This is a genomic window from Synechococcus sp. BA-120 BA3 (genome assembly GCF_034931285.1).
GTDB lineage: Bacteria > Cyanobacteriota > Cyanobacteriia > PCC-6307 > Cyanobiaceae > Cyanobium.
Map to the genome: position 1 here is coordinate 1 of NZ_JAYGHZ010000133.1, position 2,596 is coordinate 2,596.

The window sequence follows — 2,596 nt, forward strand, 5'->3', positions numbered from 1 at the left end:
GCTGCCAGGGGCCGCCGTCGAGGCCCAGTCGGCCCAGCTGCCAGCGTCCCTGGCGGCAGACCGCCGCCAGCAGCCCCGTGCCGTCCCAGGCCGTGGTGCGCAGGCCATACACCCACTGCGGCGTGCCGAACTCCGCCTCCATTGGACACAGCGGCTGCCAGCGGGGCGGGGTGTCCGGCCCCAGGGCGGCCACGTCCGCCAGCCGTTCCAGGTTCCACCAGCCGCTGCGGTCGTTGGCCACCACCAGGGAGCCGTCGTCGATCCAGAGGGGCTGGAACACCGAGATCCCCTGGGGATCCCCGGCCGCCGTGCCGGCGATGGGCCGGGCCTGCTGCAGCTGCCCGGCCGGGTCGATGGCGGCGAGCCAGAGCTGGCTGCGCTCCCAGGGCATGAACGGCTGCTCCCAGTTCACCCAGGCCAGGTGGCCCCCGTCCGGCGCCAGCACGGCGTAGCCGCAGAAGTCGGCCGGCTCGTGCAGCAGCTCCGGCTCGCCCCCCGCCAGGGGCACGGCCACCAGCCGGTCGAGGCCGTCCTGCTCCATCACCCCGATCCAGCGCCCGTGCCGCCGGTCGATCAGGCCATCGGCGAAGGCCCGCGGCCGCTCCGGGTCGGGCGGGGCGGTGAGCCGCCGCGGTGCTCCCGCAGGCGTTGGCGTTTTGGGGCCGGCCAGGTCGAGCCGCCAGAGGCAGCGGTCACCGTCGTTGATGAACACCACCTGGTCGCCCGCCACCGCATAGGCGCCGCCGCCGTAGTCGTGCACCCGGCTGCGCAGGTTCCAGGTCCCCGGAGTCAGCTCCACGGCCGCGTCGCCGGCCCGGCCCCGCCCCATCAGGGTGCTGCGACCCCGCTCGTCGGGGCGCTGTTCCAGCCAGAAGAGCCGTCCCCCCTCCAGCCGCGGTTCGGCAATGCCGGGCGCCCGGCCCACCGCCCATTCAGCAGGCAAGGGACCGGCTTCCTGCAACGACGGCTCTCCCACCCGAGTCCTCCGCAGGCTGCTTCTAGAATGCGACCATCGTTTCAGGTGACGACTTGGCCCGCAGCTTCGCCCAGATGGCACGGTCCGCCGAACAGGGCGGCAACTCCGTGCTGGTGCCGAAGGTGCCGGTGGAGCGGCCACCCCTCGAGATCCACAAGCTGGGCTCAAAGGAGCTGCGGGCCCCGGCCCGCCGGATCAGCAAGGTGGATGCCTCGATCCGCGATCTGGCCCGCGACATGCTGCGCAGCATGTACACCGCCAAGGGCATCGGCCTGGCGGCCCCCCAGGTGGGTGTGCATCGCCAGCTGCTGGTGATCGATCTGGACTTGGAGGAAGCCGCCACTCCGCCGCTGGTGCTGATCAACCCCGAGATCACCGCCGCCGGGGCCTCCTTCAACACCTACGAAGAGGGCTGCCTGAGCATCCCCGGGGTCTACCTCGATGTGGTGCGTCCGTCGGTGGTGGAGGTGAGCTTCCGCGACGAGACGGGGCGCCCCCGCCGCCTCAAGGCCGATGGCCTGCTGGCCCGCTGCATCCAGCACGAGATGGACCATCTCAATGGCGTGCTGTTCGTCGATCGCGTCACCGACGAGCTCAGCCTCAACGAGGGCCTGCAGCAGCAGGGCTTCCGCCGCTCCGACGTCCAGTCGATCCGCTGAACCCATGCCGATGAAACCCCTGGCCGGCCTGTTCCTGGGCCTGGCCTGCCTGCTCGGCATCGCCGCCACCGGATCGATCTTCGAGCTCTCCTACGGCGACCCCGATCTGGGCGTCCAGGCCACCCGCTGGATCCTGGCCGGCAGCCTGCCGGGCACGGTGCTGGCGCTGCTGGTGGCGATCCGGATCAACAAGCCCGCCTGAGCGCGCTGGATAGCCTCGGCCGGAGCGACAACCGGCCGGCCGATTGGGCCACAAGGGCTGGTTTCCGGTGGTTGCCGTTCATACGATTCAGGCCGCTTCGATGAACGCCGTGACCTTTCCCGTGCTTCCCCGCGCAGGCCTGGCGGCCCTGACGGTGCTGGCGACCACCCTGGCCACCGCCGCCGTCCCCGCCCCGGTCCGCGCTTCCGCGCTGTTCGCCGCCGCCGAGGTGGACCAGCAGAACTTCCTGATGGTGGCCGCCCCCATCGGCACCCGGGGCGAGAAGGCCCAGCTCAACATCTACGAGCAGCTCAAGCCGGTGCGCCCCTGCTTCGAGGTGGGCGAGGGCCTGCCGTCCCCTGTGAACCCCCTGCTGGCCACCTTCGATTTCACCGGCATCTGCAGCCGCTACATCGACGCCAACGGCTACTCGGTGCGGGTGGGCGGCCAGGACCTGGCCACCTCCTACCGGCTGATGGTCACCCGCAGCGGTGGCGACATGCTGCTGCTGGCCTTTCCCACCAGGGCCGGGGCGGGTCCTGAGATGGTCGTGGCCCGTACCCGGGGCAGTGCCCCCGGCTTCCTCAAGCTCCACCTGGAGCCGGGCTGGCGGCTGATGCGGCGTCAGTTCGGTGGCCGCAACCTCGGCCACCTGTACGTCTATGCCGACAGCTGGCCGGGAACGGCGGCCACCGCCGCCCAGCCCGCTCCGCTCGATCCCGCCCAGCCGGCCCAGCCCGCTGCCAGTGCGGGCACACC

General features: G+C 71.8%; 3 protein-coding genes and 1 pseudogene. 3 read left to right on the forward strand and 1 reads right to left on the reverse strand.

From position 1 onward, the window contains the following. Positions 1-925 (reverse strand): annotated as a pseudogene (locus VB737_RS06425) (peptidase S9); the annotation flags it as partial. A gap of 104 nt (positions 926-1,029) precedes the next feature. Between VB737_RS06425 and def the strand changes: the two are divergent. The 3 genes from def to VB737_RS06440 all read left to right on the forward strand — a co-directional run. Beyond that, positions 1,030-1,635 (forward strand): peptide deformylase, encoded by a 606-nt coding sequence (gene def, locus VB737_RS06430; protein WP_015109113.1) that lies wholly within the window; start codon positions 1,030-1,032, stop codon positions 1,633-1,635. 4 nt (positions 1,636-1,639) lie between these two features. After that, a complete protein-coding gene (locus VB737_RS06435) occupies positions 1,640-1,837 on the forward strand; it encodes a hypothetical protein (protein WP_015109112.1) in 198 nt (65 codons plus the stop codon). Between the two features lie 109 nt (positions 1,838-1,946). Beyond that, positions 1,947-2,596 (forward strand): DUF3747 domain-containing protein (locus VB737_RS06440; protein ID WP_500312094.1); only part of this gene is annotated, 650 nt, incomplete at its 3' end.